Annotated in this window: 20 protein-coding genes and 2 pseudogenes; 12 read left to right on the top strand and 10 right to left on the bottom strand. The window is 69.0% G+C overall.

Annotation, left to right across the window (positions count from 1 at the left end):
- The first annotated feature begins 10 nt into the window (after positions 1–10).
- Positions 11–3,533: pseudogene (locus tag AAF143_RS12590) on the top strand (DNA polymerase III subunit alpha).
- 9 nt (positions 3,534–3,542) lie between these two features.
- Here the strand turns inward: AAF143_RS12590 and AAF143_RS12585 are convergent.
- The 3 genes from AAF143_RS12585 to ruvA are packed head-to-tail and all read right to left on the bottom strand — an operon-like array spanning position 3,543 to position 4,984.
- Positions 3,543–3,968, bottom strand: a complete 426-nt coding sequence (locus AAF143_RS12585; protein WP_255007669.1) for a PAM68 family protein — start codon at positions 3,966–3,968, stop codon at positions 3,543–3,545.
- 8 nt (positions 3,969–3,976) lie between these two features.
- Entirely contained in the window at positions 3,977–4,246 is a 270-nt protein-coding gene (gene rpsO / locus AAF143_RS12580) for a 30S ribosomal protein S15 (protein ID WP_255007667.1), read from the bottom strand.
- Positions 4,247–4,303: 57 nt separating this feature from the next.
- Positions 4,304–4,984: a Holliday junction branch migration protein RuvA gene (ruvA, locus tag AAF143_RS12575; RefSeq protein ID WP_255007665.1), complete on the bottom strand. Its 681-nt coding sequence runs from the start codon at positions 4,982–4,984 to the stop codon at positions 4,304–4,306.
- A 22-nt stretch (positions 4,985–5,006) separates the two neighbouring features.
- Between ruvA and AAF143_RS12570 the strand changes: the two genes are divergently transcribed.
- Entirely contained in the window at positions 5,007–5,156 is a 150-nt protein-coding gene (locus AAF143_RS12570) for a hypothetical protein (protein WP_414027123.1), read from the top strand.
- Positions 5,120–5,461, top strand: coding sequence for a hypothetical protein (locus tag AAF143_RS12565; RefSeq protein WP_414027122.1), 342 nt, complete (start codon positions 5,120–5,122; stop codon positions 5,459–5,461). Before AAF143_RS12570 ends, AAF143_RS12565 begins: the two co-directional genes overlap by 37 nt.
- Here the strand turns inward: AAF143_RS12565 and AAF143_RS12560 are convergent.
- Entirely contained in the window at positions 5,406–6,266 is an 861-nt protein-coding gene (locus AAF143_RS12560; protein WP_255007662.1) for a DMT family transporter, read from the bottom strand. The genes AAF143_RS12565 and AAF143_RS12560 overlap by 56 nt on opposite strands.
- A gap of 97 nt (positions 6,267–6,363) precedes the next feature.
- Between AAF143_RS12560 and AAF143_RS12555 the strand changes: the two genes are divergently transcribed.
- The 5 genes from AAF143_RS12555 to AAF143_RS12535 all read left to right on the top strand — a co-directional run bounded on the left by AAF143_RS12555 (position 6,364) and on the right by AAF143_RS12535 (position 10,216).
- Complete coding sequence (locus AAF143_RS12555) at positions 6,364–6,819, top strand: CHC2 zinc finger domain-containing protein (protein WP_414027121.1); 456 nt, start codon at positions 6,364–6,366, stop codon at positions 6,817–6,819.
- Positions 6,747–8,477 (top strand): DNA primase, encoded by a 1,731-nt coding sequence (gene dnaG, locus AAF143_RS12550; RefSeq protein WP_414027498.1) that lies wholly within the window; start codon positions 6,747–6,749, stop codon positions 8,475–8,477. Before AAF143_RS12555 ends, dnaG begins: the two co-directional genes overlap by 73 nt.
- Positions 8,478–8,561: 84 nt before the next feature.
- Positions 8,562–8,756 carry a hypothetical protein gene (locus AAF143_RS12545; protein ID WP_414027120.1) on the top strand — a complete coding sequence of 65 codons (195 nt, stop codon included), beginning with the start codon at positions 8,562–8,564 and terminating at the stop codon, positions 8,754–8,756.
- Between the two features lie 132 nt (positions 8,757–8,888).
- Positions 8,889–9,383 (top strand): Rieske 2Fe-2S domain-containing protein, encoded by a 495-nt coding sequence (locus AAF143_RS12540; protein WP_414027119.1) that lies wholly within the window; start codon positions 8,889–8,891, stop codon positions 9,381–9,383.
- Positions 9,308–10,216 (top strand): hypothetical protein, encoded by a 909-nt coding sequence (locus AAF143_RS12535; RefSeq protein ID WP_414027118.1) that lies wholly within the window; start codon positions 9,308–9,310, stop codon positions 10,214–10,216. Before AAF143_RS12540 ends, AAF143_RS12535 begins: the two co-directional genes overlap by 76 nt.
- 34 nt (positions 10,217–10,250) lie before the next feature.
- On the opposite strand, the gene AAF143_RS12530 is transcribed toward AAF143_RS12535, so the two are convergent.
- The 5 genes and pseudogenes from AAF143_RS12530 to AAF143_RS12510 form a co-directional block, all read right to left on the bottom strand.
- On the bottom strand, positions 10,251–11,534 hold the full coding sequence (locus tag AAF143_RS12530; protein ID WP_255007656.1) for a Y-family DNA polymerase: 1,284 nt from the start codon (positions 11,532–11,534) through the stop codon (positions 10,251–10,253).
- 12 nt (positions 11,535–11,546) lie between these two features.
- Positions 11,547–11,935 (bottom strand): annotated as a pseudogene (locus tag AAF143_RS12525) (LexA family protein).
- A 53-nt stretch (positions 11,936–11,988) separates the two neighbouring features.
- The gene (locus AAF143_RS12520; protein WP_414027117.1) at positions 11,989–12,297 is read right to left on the bottom strand and encodes a hypothetical protein; all 309 of its coding nucleotides are present in this window, start codon (positions 12,295–12,297) and stop codon (positions 11,989–11,991) included.
- Positions 12,282–12,473: a hypothetical protein gene (locus AAF143_RS12515; RefSeq protein WP_414027116.1), complete on the bottom strand. Its 192-nt coding sequence runs from the start codon at positions 12,471–12,473 to the stop codon at positions 12,282–12,284. The genes AAF143_RS12520 and AAF143_RS12515 overlap by 16 nt, the downstream gene beginning before the upstream one ends.
- Before the next feature lies 1 nt (position 12,474).
- The gene (locus AAF143_RS12510) at positions 12,475–12,954 is read right to left on the bottom strand and encodes a pentapeptide repeat-containing protein (protein ID WP_255007653.1); all 480 of its coding nucleotides are present in this window, start codon (positions 12,952–12,954) and stop codon (positions 12,475–12,477) included.
- Positions 12,955–13,026: 72 nt separating this feature from the next.
- On the opposite strand from AAF143_RS12510, the gene AAF143_RS12505 reads away from it, so the two are divergent.
- Positions 13,027–13,389 carry a YraN family protein gene (locus AAF143_RS12505; RefSeq protein ID WP_255007652.1) on the top strand — a complete coding sequence of 121 codons (363 nt, stop codon included), beginning with the start codon at positions 13,027–13,029 and terminating at the stop codon, positions 13,387–13,389.
- A gap of 11 nt (positions 13,390–13,400) precedes the next feature.
- Here AAF143_RS12505 and AAF143_RS12500 read toward each other — a convergent pair whose 3' ends face one another.
- Entirely contained in the window at positions 13,401–13,679 is a 279-nt protein-coding gene (locus AAF143_RS12500; RefSeq protein ID WP_255007651.1) for a hypothetical protein, read from the bottom strand.
- A gap of 73 nt (positions 13,680–13,752) precedes the next feature.
- Between AAF143_RS12500 and rsmA the strand changes: the two genes are divergently transcribed.
- The 3 genes from rsmA to AAF143_RS12485 are packed head-to-tail and all read left to right on the top strand — an operon-like array spanning position 13,753 to position 15,963.
- Positions 13,753–14,607 carry a 16S rRNA (adenine(1518)-N(6)/adenine(1519)-N(6))-dimethyltransferase RsmA gene (gene rsmA, locus AAF143_RS12495; protein ID WP_255007650.1) on the top strand — a complete coding sequence of 285 codons (855 nt, stop codon included), beginning with the start codon at positions 13,753–13,755 and terminating at the stop codon, positions 14,605–14,607.
- The gene (gene ispE / locus AAF143_RS12490) at positions 14,600–15,562 is read left to right on the top strand and encodes a 4-(cytidine 5'-diphospho)-2-C-methyl-D-erythritol kinase (protein ID WP_255007649.1); all 963 of its coding nucleotides are present in this window, start codon (positions 14,600–14,602) and stop codon (positions 15,560–15,562) included. Before rsmA ends, ispE begins: the two co-directional genes overlap by 8 nt.
- Entirely contained in the window at positions 15,559–15,963 is a 405-nt protein-coding gene (locus tag AAF143_RS12485) for a DUF3082 domain-containing protein (RefSeq protein WP_315859605.1), read from the top strand. The genes ispE and AAF143_RS12485 overlap by 4 nt, the downstream gene beginning before the upstream one ends.
- Positions 15,964–15,991 lie beyond the last annotated feature (28 nt).

Raw genomic sequence — 15,991 nt, 5'->3', positions numbered from 1 at the left:
CCAGGACCCCGTGGCCTTTGTCCCCCTCCACAACCACAGCGACTACAGCCTGCTGGACGGGGCGAGTCAGTTGCCGGCCATGGTGGAGCGGGCCGTCGAGCTGGGGATGGGCGCCCTGGCGCTCACCGACCACGGCGTCATGTATGGCGCGATCGAGCTGCTGAAGCTCTGCACCAAGGCGGGCATCAAGCCGATCATCGGCAACGAGATGTACGTGATCAACGGTTCGATCGAGGATCCGTGGGTCAAAGGAGAGCGGCGCTACCACCTGGTGGTGCTGGCCAAGAACGTCACCGGCTATCGCAACCTGGTCAAGCTCACCAGCCTCAGCCACCTGCGCGGCATGCGCGGGCGGGGCATCTTTGCCCGCGCCTGCATCGACAAAGCCACACTCGAGCGCCACAGCGAGGGCTTGATCGTGGCCACCGCCTGCCTCGGGGGTGAGATCCCCCAGGCGATCCTGCGGGGACGCCCCGAGGTGGCCCGGGAGGTGGCCCGCTGGTATCAGGAGCGCTTCGGCGGCGATTTTTATCTGGAGATCCAGGACCACGGCTCTCCGGAAGACCGGATCGTCAACGTCGAGATGGTGCGCATCGCCGCCGAGCTGGGCATTGAGCTGATCGCCACCAACGACGCCCACTACCTCAGCAGCGCCGATGTGGAGGCCCACGACGCCCTGCTCTGCGTGCTCACCGGCAAGCTCGTCAGCGACGAGAAACGCCTGCGCTACACGGGCACGGAATACATCAAGAGTGAAGCGGAGATGGGGCGGCTGTTCGCTGACCATCTCGAGCCCGAGCTGGTGGCTGAAGCGATCGCGAACACCGCCAAAGTGGCCGCGAAAGTTGAGCCCTACGACATCCTGGGCCGCTACCAGATGCCCCGCTTCCCGATCCCTGAAGGCCACACGCCGGTCAGCTATCTCACTGAAGTGGCGGAACAGGGCTTACGCCAGCGCCTTGAACTGACAGCCACCGACCCCATCGATCCCACCTACGGCGAGCGGCTGGCCTTCGAGCTGCAGGTGATGGAGCAGATGGGGTTTCCCACCTACTTCCTGGTGGTCTGGGACTACATCCGCTTTGCCCGGGAGCAGGGCATTCCGGTGGGGCCGGGCCGCGGCTCGGCCGCCGGCTCGCTGGTGGCCTACGCCCTCGGCATCACCGCCCTCGATCCGGTGGAGCACGGCCTGTTGTTCGAGCGCTTCTTGAACCCGGAGCGCAAGTCGATGCCGGACATCGACACCGACTTCTGCATCGAGCGCCGTAGCGAGGTGATCGACTACGTCACCCAACGCTACGGCGAAGACAAGGTTGCCCAGATCATCACCTTCAACCGCATGACCTCGAAGGCGGTGCTCAAGGATGTCGCCCGGGTGCTCGACATCCCCTACGGCGATGCCGACCGGCTGGCCAAGCTGATCCCGGTGGTGCGCGGCAAGCCCGCCAAGCTCGCCCAGATGATCGGGCCCGACTCACCGGCTCCCGAGTTCCGCGAGAAGTACGAGAAGGATCCGATCGTGCGCCGCTGGGTTGACATGGCCCGGCGCATCGAAGGCACCAACAAGACCTTCGGGGTGCATGCGGCGGGCGTGGTGATCGCCGCCGAACCGCTCGATGAGCTTGTGCCGTTGCAGCGCAACAACGACGGGCAGGTGATCACCCAGTACTACATGGAGGATGTGGAGGCCATGGGCCTCCTGAAGATGGACTTCCTGGGGCTGAAGAACCTCACGATGATCGAAAAAACCATCGAGCTGGTGCGCAAGCAGATCGGTGAGCGGATTGATCCCGATCGCCTCCCCCGGAGGATCCGGGCACCTTCGCCCTGCTGGCCCGGGGTGATCTCGAAGGCATCTTCCAGCTGGAATCCAGCGGCATGCGCCAGATCGTGCGCGATCTCAAGCCCTCCTCTCTTGAAGACATCTCATCGATCCTGGCGCTCTACCGGCCAGGCCCCCTGGATGCGGGGCTGATTCCCAAGTTCATCAACCGCAAGCACGGCCGCGAAGCGATCGATTTCGCTTGCCCTGGCCTGGAGCCGATTCTCAAGGAAACCTACGGAATCATGGTCTACCAGGAGCAGATCATGCGCATTGCCCAGGATCTGGCCGGCTATTCCCTTGGTGAGGCCGACCTGCTGCGGCGGGCAATGGGGAAGAAGAAAAAGAGCGAGATGGAGAAACACCAGAGCCTGTTCGTGCAGGGCGCCACCGAACGGGGTGTGGATCAGCGTGTGGCCGAAGGGTTGTTCGAGCAGATGGTGCTGTTCGCCGAATACTGCTTCAACAAGAGCCATTCCACCGCCTATGGCGCCGTCACCTACCAGACCGCCTACCTCAAAGCCCATTACCCGGTGGCCTACATGGCCGCCCTGCTCACGGTGAATGCTGGTGCCACCGACAAGGTGCAGCGCTACATCTCCAACTGCAATGCCATGGGAATCGAAGTGATGCCTCCCGATGTGAATGCCTCCGGCATCGACTTCACCCCCACCGGCGAGCGCATCCTGTTCGGCCTCTCGGCCGTCCGCAACCTGGGCGATGGCGCCATCCGCAGCCTGATCGAGGAACGCGCCAACGGCCCATTCGTGTCCCTGGCCGACCTCTGCGATCGCCTCGCCAGCAACGCCCTCAACCGTCGTGGCCTGGAATCACTGATCCATGGCGGTGCCCTCGACAGCCTGGAGCCCAAGGCCAACCGTGCCCAGCTGATGGCCGATCTGGATCTGATCCTGGATTGGGCCAGCTCCCGTGCCAAGGACCGCGCCAGTGGCCAGGGCAACCTCTTTGATCTGTTCGCGGCGACGGCTCCTGCTGGTGAGGCCCCTGCCGCCATCGCCGACATCAGCACCGCCCCCAGGGCGGCCCCTGTGGCTGATTACCCCCCAGCGAAAAACTCAGGCTGGAGAAGGAGCTGGTGGGTTTCTACCTCTCCGATCACCCGCTCAAGCAGCTCACCCGCCCCTTGCGTCTGCTCTCACCGATCGGCCTGGCCAGCCTGGAGGAACAGCCCGACAAGGCCCGCGTCAGTGTGGTGGCGATGGTGCCGGAGATCCGTCAGGTCAACACCCGCAAAGGGGACCGCATGGCGGTGCTGCAACTCGAAGACCTCAGCGGCAGCTGCGAAGCGGTGGTCTTTCCCAGGACCTATGCCCGTCTGGCGGACCACCTGATGGTGGATGCCCGTCTGATGATCTGGGCGAGCGTTGATCGGCGCGACGATCGGGTGCAGTTGATCGTCGACGATTGCCGCGCCATCGACGATCTGCAGGTGTTGCTGGTGGAGCTTCCGGCCGAGCAGGCCAACGACATCGCCGTGCAGCATCGTCTCCGGGAGTGCCTCACGCAGCACCGCAATGAGCAGGAGCAGGCCTGCCGGCGGGTGCCGGTGGTGGCGTTGGTGCGGCGTGACCACGAGACCCGCTACGTGCGCCTGGGGCATCAGTTCTGCGTCAACGACGCCAGCGCCGCCATGGGCACGCTGGCCCAGGCGGCCTTCACGGCCCGGCTCAGTTCCCCCATGGCCCACTGAGCTCCTGGCTCAGGAGCGGCCGTTTGAGCGCAGGCGCGAGAGGTTCAGGCTGATCTGCTCAAAGCCCAGCAGACTGCCGGGGGCCTCCTCCCAGCTGGCGGAGAAGACGCCGTAGCTCAGCCCCACCAGGCCGAGCAGGAACAGGGCCCCCGAGCTCACCAGGGTGACGCCCGTGGGGATGTCGAGCCGTCCCTGGCTGACCAGCAGGTAACTGCCCACGAACACGCCCATGCCCATGAACGTGGGCAGGCCGGTGGCCAGGGCGATGCGGCGTGCCATGCGATTGGCCACGGACTGGGGGATGCCCTGGGGAGCTGGGGCTTTCTCTTTCCGGGCGGACGCCACTGCGGGGGATCGGGACGTCGAGGCACGGCTGGCCTTGGTGCCGATGGGGTCACCGCCTGTGCCGCCCTGAGCGCTCCGCTGGCGTCCCATGGGCGACCTCAGCCCCGGATGCCGAGGGTTTTGATCAGGTTGCCGTAGCGGGTCTCGCTGATGGAGCGCAGGTAGGAGAGCAGACGCTTGCGGCGGCCGATCAGCTTGAGCAGCCCCTGGCGCGAGGAGAAATCGTGCTTGTTCTGCTGCAGGTGCCCGGTGAGCTGGGTGATGCGCTCGCTCAGCATGGCCACCTGCACTTCCGCGGAACCGGTGTCGGTGCCGTGGGTCTGGTGGGTGTTGATGAGTTCCTGCTTTTTGGTGGTGTCGAGCGGCATGCGCGGCGTCTGGCCCTGACGGAGCAAACCAACAACTTACCGCCCCATGGGCCCCCATCAGGCCGCTGGCCTTGAGAGCCAGCGCAGGGATTCCCGCAACCAGACATCGGCGCCGGCGCTGGCCTCGAGGCCTGCACCGCCCACGGCTCTCAGGGCCCGGTTGATCTCCAGGGCTTCGTAGCCCAGGGCGCTGAGGGTGAGCTGCACCTCGTCACGGGTGGGGCCCTGCGGGGCGGGCCCTTCGAGATCCGCCTCAGGTCTGGTGCCACGATCAAGCGCCCGCCCCTGGGCTGTCTCCAACTGCGGGGATTCCTCGCCAAAGCGTTCCTCCAGCCGGCCCCGCAGCTCCACCGACAGGCGTTCGGCGGTGCGCTTGCCCACCCCGGGGGCCGAGCTGAGCAGGCGCAGGTCGGCCTGCACGATCGCTCGCACCAGTTCACGGGGTTCGAGGCAGCCCAGGAGTCCCACCGCCATCTGCGGCCCCACGCCGCTCACGGCCACCAGTTCGCGGAACAGATCCCTCTCGCTGCGGGCGGCGAAGCCGTACAGGGTCCAGGCGTCCTCCCGGATCAGTTGGTGCGTGGCCAGGGCGAGCTCAGCGCCGGCGGCCGGCAACGCCGTCCAGTGGCGGCTGGTGATCTGCACCTCGTAGCCCACCCCATGGCAGAGCAGCAGCAGACCGTGGCGGCTGCCCTGTTGCCAGCGATCGGCGAGTTGCCCTTGCAGCCAGCCGATCATGGGGAGACCCGAGAAGGCCCCCATGCTGCCCGGTCTGACAACCCTGGCCCGTCTGCGCACGATCCTGCTCGCCCTGGGACTGAGCACCTTGCTGGCCCTTGGCGGCTGTGATCGCCTCGCCCAGCCCCCCACCGCGTGCTGCTCCAGGCCCTTGGGCTGCAGATTGCCCTGACCCAGCGCTCGATTGCCGAGGCACTCGCCCTTGATCCCACCGGCTTGCCGGAGGTGAGCCGGGTGCGCGTGGAGCAGCAGCAGGCCCTGACCATCGGCGACCAGCGCGGTCTGCGCCTGGAGGGTCGCTTCGACTGGCGTCTGGCCGGTGATCCGATCCGTGTCGACAGCCCCTTCGAGCTCTTCCTGGAGCGGGGCGCCAAGGGCCAGAGCTGGCGTCTGGTCCGCCCCGATGGCACCAGCGACGGCGTCAGCCAGAACTGGTTGACCTATCCGCTGCCCCTGCCGGGGGAACGCCCAGGCTGAGGAGTGTGGCCGAGAGCACCAGGGCGGCTCCCAGCACGGTCCAGCCGCTGAGGCGCTCGGCGAAGAACAGCCAGCCCCAGAGGGCCGCAAAGATCACCTGGGCATAGCTCATCGCTGTTGCCCGCGCCGCCGGCAGGGCCATCAGGCCCTTGGTGAGCCCGATCTGTCCCAGTTGGGTGAACAGCCCCACCCCCACCAGCCAGAGCAGCTCCGTGGCCGTGGGCCACACCGGCTGGAGCGCCACCAACGGCAGGGTGAGCGGGATCGCCACCAGGGGGAAATAGAACACGATCACCAAGGGGTGCTCGCTGCGCCCGAGGGCACGCACGCTCACGTAGGCCAGGGCCGTGAGCACCGCACCAGCCACCCCCAGCAGCAGCGGCAGCAGCGGCAGGGTGCTGGGCTGGCCGGTGAGCCAGCTGGGCTGGGCCACCACCAGCACCCCCAACCAGCCCAGGGCCATGGCCAGTAGCAGTTGTGGGGCCAGCTGCTCCCGCAGGGCGGCCCAGGCCAGCAGGGCCGTGAAGGTGGGGTAGAGGTACTGGAGCACCGTGGCCGAGGCCAACGGGAGCTGGGTGAGGGCGCCGTAGACGCAACCCAGGGCCGCCGTGCCGATCACGCCCCGCAGGATCAGCATCCCCTTGCGCTTGCCCCAGATCGGCAGGTTGCGGCGGCGCAGCAGCCACCAGCTCAGCCCCACGCTGACCAGGGCCCGGGCCAGCACCACCTCCGCCACGCTCAGGCGGCTGCCCACCGCCTTGACGCAGACCCCCATCAGGCTGAAGGCCAGGGCACTGGAGAGCATCCAGAGCAGGGCCTGTCCCTCACCTCCCCACTTCTGGTGTCCTGGGGCAGAATGGTCCTCACCCTCACTCCACCGGTGGTGTGCCGGATCCACCGCCTTGAGCCTGCCGCGCCTCCACCCCCGCACGATCGATGCCGTCAAGGAGCGTGCTGACATCGTCGATGTGGTGGGTGAGCACGTGGTGCTCAAGAAGAAGGGGCGCGAGTTCGTGGGGATCTGCCCCTTCCACGACGACACTTCACCGTCGATGACCGTGTCACCGGCCAAGCAGTTCTACTACTGCTTCTCCTGTGGTGCCGGCGGCAACGCGATCAAGTTCCTGATGGAGCTGCAGCGCCACAGCTTCAGCGATGTGGTGCTGGAGCTGGCGCGCAAGTACCAGCTGCCGGTGGAAACCCTCGATGGCCCCCAGCAGGAGCGCCTGCGCAAGCAGCTCTCGCGCCAGGAGCAGCTGCACCGGGTGCTGGGCCTGGCCAGCGGCTGGTTCCGCGCCCAGCTGCGCAGCCCGGAGGGGCCTCCGCCCTGGCCTACCTCAAGGAGCAGCGGGGCCTGAGCGAAACCACCCTGGAGGCCTTCGAGCTGGGCTACGCCCCCGAACGCTGGGATGGGCTGCTGAATCACCTGCAGCAGGTGGAGGGGTTCGCCCCTGAGTTGCTGGAGGCCGCCGGGCTGGTGGTGCCGCGAAAAGGCCAGTCGGGCGAGAACGGCCGTGGCTTCTACGACCGCTTCCGCCACCGGGTGATGGTGCCGATCCGCGACCGTCAGGGCCGGGTGATCGGTTTCGGTGGCCGCAGCCTCGATGGGGGCGAGCCGAAGTATCTCAATTCCCCGGAGACGGAGGTCTTCGAGAAGGGCAAACACCTGTTCGGTCTTGATCGGGCCAGCGCCGCGATCCGCAAGGACGACCAGGCTGTGGTGGTGGAGGGTTATTTCGATGTGATCGCCCTGCACGCGGCCGGGATCACCAATGCGGTGGCGTCGTTGGGCACGGCCCTCAGCAGCCAGCAGATCACCCAGCTCTGCCGCTGCTGCGACAGCCGCCGTCTGGTGCTCAATTTCGACACCGACGGGGCGGGGGTGCGGGCGGCCCAGCGGGCGATCGGCGAGGTGGAGCAGCTGGCCCTGCAGGGTCAGGTGGAGCTGCGGGTACTCCAACTCCCCGCCGGCAAGGACCCCGATGAGTTCCTCAAGGACCACGGAGCCGGGGAGTATCGCGCCCTGCTGGAGCAGGCGCCCCAGTGGCTCGACTGGCAGATCGAGCAGGCCCTTGAGGGCAAGGACCTGGCCAAGGCCGAACAGTTCCAGCAGGCGGTGCAGGCCCTGGTGGCGCTGCTGGGCAAGCTGCCCCAGAGCGCCCTCCGCAGCCACTACCTCCAGAAAGTGGCCGAACGCCTCTCCGGCGGCCAGGCCCGCGTCGCCCGCCAGCTCGAAGACGACCTGCGCCTGCAGGTGAAGGGCCAGCGCTGGCATGGCCGCGCCGCCCGCTGGGAGCAGCCCGGCGAGATCGGCCAACGGGAGCGGGCCGAGGCGGAACTGCTGCGCCTCTATCTCCACTGCGGTCCTTACCGCGGCGCGATCCGCCGCGAGCTGCGCCAGCGGGAACTCGATGAGTTCGCCCTGCAACACCACCGCCTGCTCTGGGCCACCCTCAGCGAAATCGAGGAAGACAACCTCGGCGCCGGCCGGCTGGAGGCGGTGAACCGCGGAACCGATCCCGGCACCGACCTGGCGGATCTGGATCTGCCCCAGCTTCTGGCCGACCGGCTGCTGGTGGAGGAGAGCGCCCTGCTCAACCGGCTCACCCCGCTGCTGGAGCCCAGTGAGCTCCAGCTCATGGGGCTGGCCCAACCGCTGCTGCAACTGCGCGGCACCACGGCGGCCCTGGAGCGCCAGCGCAGCCTCAAGCGTTGCCGTCACCTGCTCGATGCCTGGCGCTCCCAGCGGCTTCAGACGCTCGAGCAGTGCATCGCCCAGCTGCTGCAGCAGGAAGACCAGGAGCGCGGCGAGCCCGCTGCTCCCGAGCCACCGATCGCAGCGGCCCTCCGCCCCGTGGGCCTCGACATGGAATCCCGGATCGCCGCAATGTTCGCCGAGCTCAACGGCGATGCCCTGCGCTTTCAGGAGCTGTACTACAACGAGCGCAAGCACATCGGCCACCTCGACCAGCAACGCTGCGCCGGGCTGGAGGAAGTGCTGGGCCAGGCGAGCTGAACGCCGCAGCCGCCGCGCCGATGCGTGAGACTGGCTTGGGTCCGACGCCCCCCGGCGCCGGTTCTGTTGACGATCCCAGGAGTGATGAGCGAGTTTTCCCCTGACGCCCCTGGTCCTTCGTCCCCGCCGTCACCCCTGGCTCCCGCCGCTGAGCCCGAGCTGCGTGGCTATGTGTTCACCACCTACACCCAGCTGCTGGAGCGCCTGCCACCCCCCGATGACCACCCCCCGAGGGGAGCCATGTGCACTGGACCCTCGGCACCAGCTTCGGCTGGCTGAGGATCTACGACCGGAACGCCGAGTCGTTGCCCCGGGGCCGGTATCTGTGGCATGTGGCGGCAGCCCACACCCAGGCCACCGGTTTCGTCACCGCCCTGGTGGGGGAGCACTTCACACCGTTGATGGGGACCCATGGGAGCTGATCAGCTGTGGCGCCGCAGCTGGTACCCGGTGGCGTTCTCGAAGGATCTGGAGCCCGATCGCCCCACGGCCTTCACCCTGCTGGGCGATGACCTGGTGCTCTGGTTCGATCGCCAGGCGAGCCCGGAGGCCCCCGCCGGTCAGTGGCGTGCCTTCGCCGATGTCTGTCCCCATCGGCTGGTGCCCCTGTCCCAGGGACGCCTCAATGACCGCGGCGAGCTGGAGTGCCCCTACCACGGCTGGAGTTTCAACGGTCAGGGCCACTGCACCGCCATTCCCCAGGCCGACCCCGGCATCAGCCTCGACACCCCCGCAGCCGCTGCCGCCCCTACGCCACCGCCCTTGGCCAGGGGCTGCTGTTCGTCTTCGCCGGCGATCCCGCCGAGGCCGCCAGCGTTCCACTGCCGCTGTTGCCCTGGCTTGAGGAGGACCCGGGCAGCTGGACCGTTCAGGACTCCTTCCGCGATCTCCCCTACGACGCCCTGACGCTGCTAGAGAACGTGCTGGACGTCAGCCATGTGCCCTTCACCCACCACGCCACCGTCGGCAAGCGTGAATCGGCGGGGCCGGTGGCCCTGGAGCTCACCTCCAGCGGGCCCGAGGGGTTCACCGGGGTCTGGCCGGAGGGCCCACGCCAGGGCAGCCTTGGCAGCCAGAGCACCGTGTTCACCGGCCCCTGCCTGATGGTCCATGACCTCCAGGGCAAGGGAGCGCTCCGCTTTCAGACGGTCGTGTACGCCACGCCGATCCGGCGCGGGCAGTGCCGCCTGCTCGTGCGTCTGCCCTTCCGTTTCGGCTCCCCCTGGCCGGGGCGGCTGATCAACCTGCGCCCCGAGTGGTTGCAGCATCTGGCGAACCACGTGGTGCTCGAAGACGACCAGTTGTTCCTGCACGCCCAGGAGCGTGTGCTGGAGGAACGCGGCGGCGGCAAGGCGTTGGTGCGCGCCTGCCATCTGGCCACCCGCGCGGACACCTACGTGCGTGCCCTGCATGACTGGGTGAGCGCTGTGGGCGGCGGGCCCTTCGGGGAGGCGCCCCTGCCGGAGCGCCTGGGCCAGACGCCCCTGCTGGAGCGCTACGAGAGCCACACGCGTCACTGCCGCAGCTGCCGCGGCGCCGACCGTCGCCTGGCCCAGTTACGTCCGATCGCGGCGGTCATCGGCCTGCTGGCCCTGCTGGGAGCCGCCTGGTGGGGGCCCGGCTCGGCGGCCCTGGCCTCCTTGGCTGTGGCCCTGGTGGCTGGCCTGATCTGGCTCCAGGCCGGCCGTTGGCGCCAGCAGCTGCGCGCCGGGCATCCCTTGCCCCCGCGCAACCGCTGATTCAGGCCCACACTTGTTTCAGGCCCAGACTTTTTCAGGCCCAGACCACCGGCACGTGCTCCAGGCGGGTGGTGGCGGCAGCGGAAAGCCGCTCCCGCTTCATCGCCCAGAGCGGATCGAGGCCGCAGGCGGCCCATTGCACCGTGCCCCGGCCGTGGCGGCCGTTGAGCCGGTCCACCGTCTCCATCAGCGCGGCCCGGCGGGCCTGCTGCTCCGGGCTCTGGCTCACCAGCAGGTGCTGCTGCAGCAGCTCCTCCCCCTGCAGCTCCTGCAGCAGCACCCCTGCTTTTTGGAAACGTTTGCGGGGCCGGTAGAGGCGCCCCACCAGGGGCAGAGCGGCCGCCAGCAGCACGGCGGTGTCCTGGCTGGCCAGGGACAGGCGCACGCTGGCGGCCTGGCTGTAGAAGCCGTCGGCGAAGGGGCTGGTGCGGGCGAACACCGTGAGCGCCCCGGCCAACTGGCGCTGGCGCCGCAGTTTTTCGGCCGCCCGCACCACGTAGGTGGCCACCGCCTGGCGCAGGTCCTCCAGATCCTCCACGGGTCGGCTGAAGCTGCGGCTCACGCAGGTTTCCTGCTTGGCGGGCACGCCCTGCTGCAGCGGCAGGCAGGCCACCCCCCGCAGCTCCAGCTGCAGCCGCACCCCCACCACACCGCAGCGGGCGCGCAGTTCACCGCTGGGCATGTCCCGCAGCTGGCGGGCGTTGGCGATCCCCCGCAGGCGGCACCAGCGCGAGAGCTTGCGGCCGATGCCCCAGACGTCCTCGATCGCCACCCGCTCCAGCCAATCCTCCAGTCCCCCCGAGCCCAGAGCGGCGCCGAGGTCGAGCACGCCGGCCTGGGCGGGGTTGCTTTTGGCCAGGCGGTTGGCGGCCTTGGCCAGCACCTTGGTGGGGGCCAGGCCGATGGCGATCGGCAGGCCCAGGTCCTGGCGGATGCGGGTGCGCAGCTCCCGGGCCCAGGGACCCAGGTCACCGCCGGCGGGGCGGTGCAGCCGGGCGAAGGCCTCGTCGATCGAATACACCTCCAGCTCCTCACTGGCCGCCTCCAGCAGCGACATCAGCCGCTGGCTCATGTCGCCGTAGAGGGCGTAGTTGGAGCTGCGCACCGCCACCCCGTGGCGCTCCAGCACGGGCCGGAGCTTGAAGTAGGGCAGGCCCATGGCGATCCCCAGCCGCCGGGCCTCGGCGCTGCGGGAGACCACCATGCCGTCGTTGTTGGAGAGCACCACCAGCGGCCGCCCCAGCAGGGCCGGATCGAGGGCCTGCTCGCAGGCGGCATAGAAGTTGTTGCCATCGATCAGTGCAATCGCCTGGGCCATCGCGGCGGTGCCTCAGAGCGGGTGGATCACGTGCACGGCCACGCCCCAGATCTGCACGTCACCGCCGTGCTCCAGCTCCAGCTCGATCGGTGGGTAGGCGGGGTGGGCCGCCTCCAGCCGCAGGCGGCCCCGGTGCCAGGCCAGGCGTTTGAGGGTGAAGGCCCCTCAAAGGCCGCCACCACGATCTGGCCGGGGCGCGGCTCGAGGCTGCGGTCCACGATCAGCAGGTCGCCGTGCTGGATGCCGGCGCCGTTCATCGACTCGCCGCTGACTCGCAGGAAGAAGGTGCTGCTGGGGTGGCGGATCAGCTGCTCGTTGAGGTCGATGCCGCTGTCGATGTAGTCGTCGGCGGGGCTGGGGAAGCCGGCCGCCACCGTTTCGGTGGCCAGGGGAAGGCGCATGGGGGTCCAGCCGCAGGCGCCTCAGGCTAGTACAGATGTATTGACCTTCGTCTTCAGTCCGCTTCGTCGCCCTCCAGCAGCAGTTGCTGGAAGGCCGTGTACAGCTCGGGGTGCTCCGCCGCGGTGCGGGGATCCCGCTGGCCCAGCACGGTGGGTCGGGCGGCCTTGCGGCGGGGAGGTTCGGGGGCAGCAGACGGCGAAGCTGAAGGGCCCTTCCCGGAGGGCTGCGGGCGCAGCATCTCGGCCCCCTGGGCCTGCTGCCGCTGGCCCTGGCGTTTCTGCTCCTCCGCCTGCCGCAGCCGCTCCAGCAGATGGGGCGGCACCGTGCCGTCGGGGCTCACCTGCATCAGCTCGTGGAACAACGCCTCAGGGTCGGTCTCGATCTCCACCCTGTGGCGCCGCTCGCTGGCGGGGACGGCGGGGCCTCCCCGGGGCCCATGGCCGAGAGTTCCGGCTTGGGAGTCGGCAGCGGCAGCGGCTGGGGCAGGCGCCGGCCCAACTCCTTGAGCCGCTCAAGGCTGCGGGGATCGAAACTCATCTCAGGCGCAGCCGAGGGACTCGCGGGTGGCGCGGCCGGTCACCGGGTTGGTGCCGCTGGCCTGGGCGCAGAGGGTCTTGAGGGCGTCGGCGCGCAGGGGCACGTTGGTGAAATCGGCGCCTTCGATCGTCACGCCCCGGAACTTGGTGTTGAAGGCGAAGGCGTTCTCCAGCACCGCATTGGTGAGATCGCTGCCATCGAAGATGGCTGAATCGAGGGTGGCATCGCGCAGGTCGGCGCCACGGAAGCTGGTGTCCTGGAGCTTGGCCCCGAACAGGCTGGCGCCGCGCAGATCGGAGCCTGTGAAGTCGGCGTCGCGCAGGTTGGTGAGGTTGAAGGTCACCTCGCGCAGGTCGGTGTGGGAAAAATCCTGGCCGATCAGCACCTGCTTGGCGTAGTCCATGGCGGCGAAGGCCGGTGCGCTCAGGCCCGGTGACAGCCAGAGCAGAGCGGCGAGCAGTGAGGCCAGCAGAACGGCCATGGCGCCCAAGGCAGCTACCTGAACCTTAGTCACGGCCGGTGGGGGAACCCTGGGAGCAGCGGCCGAGCTGGCATGGGAGGCAACAGTCGACAACGCGCGGGCACCTGGGCCGAAGACTGGGTGCTGGGGCTGTTGGAGGCCACGGGCTGGAGTCTGGTGAGCCGCAACTGGCGCTGCCGCTGGGGCGAGCTGGATCTGCTGCTGGCCAAGCCCGGCCGCCTGCTGCTGGTGGAGGTCAAGGGGCGTGCGCGCGCCGGGCCCGATGGCTGGGGCGCGGCGGCAATTGGGCGTGAGAAGCGCAGACGATTGGCCAGGGCCTGGCTCAGCTGGGCGGTGGAGCATCCCGAGTGGCGTGACGCAACGCTGGAATGGGTGGCGGCCCTGGTGCCCCTGCCACCGGCGGTGGGGCCGGTGCGCTGGTTCCGCCTGGAGTGAACGGGGCGTCTTCAGGGCGGAGAGGGGACCGGTGCACCAGGCGGGGGCACCGGAGCGGCGGTGAACTCCACCGTGCAGCGGTAACGGGAGTTGTCCATGCCGACGGAGATCTCCTGGCAGCGGGTGGTGGTGACCGTGGCACCGGCCGGAACCTGCTGCATCGCCCGCTGGGTGGCATTGGTGCGGTCCCAGACTGAATCGGCGGTCACGCTGCCGGCCAGGGCCGGTGCCCCCAGGCCACTGAGCAGGGCTCCCAGCAGCGGCAACAACCAACGGGTCCTGCGAACCATGGGACAGCAGTGGAGGCCTTTCCCCTGTCTAGCCATGCTGGGGGTCAATCTGGAGCCATGGGCATTGGTCTCGATGACCTTCGCGGACCACCGGGCACGCAAACGCTTCGGCCAGCACTGGTTGAAGGATGAGGCGGTGCTGGATCGGATCGTGACCGCCGCCGAGCTGGTGCCGGGCGACCGGGTGCTGGAGGTGGGTCCCGGTCGAGGCGCCCTGACCGCGCGGCTGCTGGCCTCGCCGGCGGCCGTGGTGCGGGCCGTTGAGCTGGACCGCGATCTGGTGGGAGGGCTGCGAGAGGCCTTCGGGGCGGATCCGCGCTTCGAACTCAGCGAGGGTGACGTGCTGGCCCTGCCCCTGCCGGAGGCCGACAAGGTGGTGGCGAACATCCCTTACAACATCACCGGCCCGCTCCTGGAACGGTTGGTGGGGCGGCTGGATCGGCCCGTGGAACGCCCCTACCGGCGGCTGGTGCTGCTGGTGCAGCAGGAGGTGGGCGAGCGCATCCGGGCCAGGGCCGGCAGCAGCAGCTTCAGTGCCCTGAGCGTGCGGATGCAGCTTCTGGCCCGCTGCAGCTCCGTCTGCCCGGTGCCGCCCCGCTGCTTTCAGCCGCCACCGAAGGTGATGTCGGAGGTGATTGCCCTGGAACCGCTGGCCCCCGAGCAAAGGCTGGAGCCGGAACTGGCCGCGCAGGTGGAGCAGCTGCTGCGGCGCTGCTTCGCCGCCCGGCGCAAGATGCTGCGCAACACCCTGGCCGGCCTGCTGCCGAACGATCGGCTGGAGACGGTCACCGCGGCGGCGGGCATCGACCTGCGCCAGCGGCCACAGGAATTGGCGCCGGAGCGCTGGGTGGCCCTGGCGGCCGGTTTGAATCAGGCCAGCCCCACCGCCCCCGCCGCCATCGCCGGCCCCACCGCATCCCATGGCTGACCTGAGCATCCTGGCTCCGGCCAAGATCAACCTGCACCTGGAGGTGCTGGGCCTGCGCCCCGATCACTTCCACGAGCTGGCGATGGTGATGCAGACCATCGACCTGGCCGACACCCTGGAGCTCTCCCGCCGCGGAGACAGCCAGATTCGGCTGCACTGCGACCGGGGCGATCTGCCCACCGACGGCAGCAACCTGATCGTGAAGGCGGCCGAAGCCCTGCGCCGGCACTGCGGACGAACAGACCTGGGGGCCGACCTGAAGCTCAGCAAACGCATTCCGATCGGTGCCGGTCTGGCGGGGGGCTCCAGTGATGGGGCCGCCGCCCTGCGGGGCCTGGCTCAGCTCTGGAACCTGAACCTGAACCCCGCGGAGTTGCAGGCCTTGGCGGCCGAGCTGGGCTCGGATGTGCCCTTCTGCCTGGATGGCGGCAGCCAGTTCTGCTTCGGGCGCGGCGAGTGGCTCGAACCGATGGCGCTGGAAACGCCCCCAGCCCTGGGGGTGCTGTTGATCAAGGACCCGTCCGCCAGCGTCTCCACCCCCTGGGCCTACGGCCGCTGCAGGGAGCTGCGCGGGGATTTCTATTTGGAGAAGGAGGCGGATTTCGAGCAGCGCCGGTCGATGTTGCGAACGGGGCCCCTCCAGGCTGCCCTGCGCGGTGAGCGCCCATGGCCGCCCCTGCGCAACGACCTGCAATCGGTGGTGGAGCCCGAGCAGGCCAGCGTGCGGGATGGGCTGGCCCTGCTGCGGCGGGCCGAGGGGTCGATCGCGGTGGCGATGAGCGGATCGGGTCCCAGCCTGTTTGCCCTCTTCCCCAGCCTGGAGGCGGCCGAGCTGGCGCGCGAATCACTGGGCGAGGCCCTGGAGCAGGGAGGCTTCGAGTCCTGGTGTTGTGGGTTCACCGGGGCGAAAGGCGACGCGTTCTCGGCCGGAAGCTCAGCCACAATCGTTCCATGATTTCGGACTTCCCAGACGACAACCCCAACGACGACGCGGCCCGGGCGTTGAGCCCCTTGGCCCCTGGCGGCGCCACGAATCAGGGCCACTCCGTCGACTCCGCAGAGGCCCGCCCCCGGAAGGGGCCGCTGAGCTTTCTCTCCGGTTCACTCACCAGCCTTGGGCTGGCCTGGGTCAGCCTGGGCATCAGCCGGCGCGTGCTGGACTACTACGCCGAGCATCCGCCTGCCTACAAGGCTCCGATCGCCCAGAGCATCGGCACCGCCGTCAAGACGATGGTGGTGGGCACCAGCTTCCTGGCCACCTTCAGCTTCGCCTTTGTGGGCCTCGGGCTGTTTCTGGTCTTCCTGCGCAGCTTGCGGCCCGCCGCCGCCACGGGGTCCGGCGGCGAAGCCGACTGAGATAAGTTGGCGGCACCTCTGGCCTGGC

Origin of the sequence: Cyanobium sp. ATX-6F1 (assembly GCF_047395825.1) — a bacterium.
Classification (GTDB): domain Bacteria; phylum Cyanobacteriota; class Cyanobacteriia; order PCC-6307; family Cyanobiaceae; genus ATX-6F1.
The sequence above is the reverse complement of the archived record's forward strand: the minus strand, read 5'-3'. Positions and strand labels throughout refer to the sequence as shown.

Coding starts and splice junctions, on each gene's coding strand:
- AAF143_RS12515 (WP_414027116.1), bottom strand. CDS start 12,473: ATGAGTTTCGATCCCCGCAGCCTTGAGCGGCTCAAGGAGTTGGGCCGG.
- AAF143_RS12505 (WP_255007652.1), top strand. CDS start 13,027: ATGGGAGGCAACAGTCGACAACGCGCGGGCACCTGGGCCGAAGACTGG.
- rsmA (WP_255007650.1), top strand. CDS start 13,753: ATGACCTTCGCGGACCACCGGGCACGCAAACGCTTCGGCCAGCACTGG.
- AAF143_RS12500 (WP_255007651.1), bottom strand. CDS start 13,679: ATGGTTCGCAGGACCCGTTGGTTGTTGCCGCTGCTGGGAGCCCTGCTC.
- AAF143_RS12585 (WP_255007669.1), bottom strand. CDS start 3,968: ATGGGACGCCAGCGGAGCGCTCAGGGCGGCACAGGCGGTGACCCCATC.
- AAF143_RS12545 (WP_414027120.1), top strand. CDS start 8,562: ATGAGCGAGTTTTCCCCTGACGCCCCTGGTCCTTCGTCCCCGCCGTCA.
- ruvA (WP_255007665.1), bottom strand. CDS start 4,984: ATGATCGGCTGGCTGCAAGGGCAACTCGCCGATCGCTGGCAACAGGGC.
- ispE (WP_255007649.1), top strand. CDS start 14,600: ATGGCTGACCTGAGCATCCTGGCTCCGGCCAAGATCAACCTGCACCTG.
- AAF143_RS12510 (WP_255007653.1), bottom strand. CDS start 12,954: ATGGCCGTTCTGCTGGCCTCACTGCTCGCCGCTCTGCTCTGGCTGTCA.
- AAF143_RS12530 (WP_255007656.1), bottom strand. CDS start 11,534: ATGGCCCAGGCGATTGCACTGATCGATGGCAACAACTTCTATGCCGCC.
- AAF143_RS12560 (WP_255007662.1), bottom strand. CDS start 6,266: ATGCTCTCCAGTGCCCTGGCCTTCAGCCTGATGGGGGTCTGCGTCAAG.
- rpsO (WP_255007667.1), bottom strand. CDS start 4,246: ATGCCGCTCGACACCACCAAAAAGCAGGAACTCATCAACACCCACCAG.
- AAF143_RS12570 (WP_414027123.1), top strand. CDS start 5,007: ATGCTGCCCGGTCTGACAACCCTGGCCCGTCTGCGCACGATCCTGCTC.
- AAF143_RS12485 (WP_315859605.1), top strand. CDS start 15,559: ATGATTTCGGACTTCCCAGACGACAACCCCAACGACGACGCGGCCCGG.
- AAF143_RS12540 (WP_414027119.1), top strand. CDS start 8,889: ATGGGAGCTGATCAGCTGTGGCGCCGCAGCTGGTACCCGGTGGCGTTC.